Annotated in this window: 1 protein-coding gene; it reads left to right on the forward strand. The window is 46.3% G+C overall.

The window, feature by feature from the left end; genetic code table 11:
* Positions 1-255 (forward strand): IS110 family transposase (locus MM817_RS16700; RefSeq protein ID WP_272880052.1); only part of this gene is annotated, 255 nt, incomplete at both ends.

The raw sequence follows: 255 nt of genomic DNA on the forward strand, positions 1-255 counted from the left end.
GAGGTGTACGTGCTGTGTATTTTGTTGGTATTGACATTGCTAAACGCAATCATGAAGCCTGTATCATCGACTCAACTGGGCAGATTCAAGGCAAGACGCTACGTTTCACAAATTCTCAGGCTGGTGGTCAGAAGCTAATCCAGTGGATGCAGAATGTCGATCACGATTTGTCATTCACAGAAGTAGCCTTGGAGGCCACAGGTCACTACTGGCTAGCGTTACACTCGTTTCTCCGTAAACATGGTGTAAAGGTTC

This window comes from Sulfoacidibacillus ferrooxidans, from assembly GCF_022606465.1.
GTDB lineage: Bacteria > Bacillota > Bacilli > Alicyclobacillales > SLC66 > Sulfoacidibacillus > Sulfoacidibacillus ferrooxidans.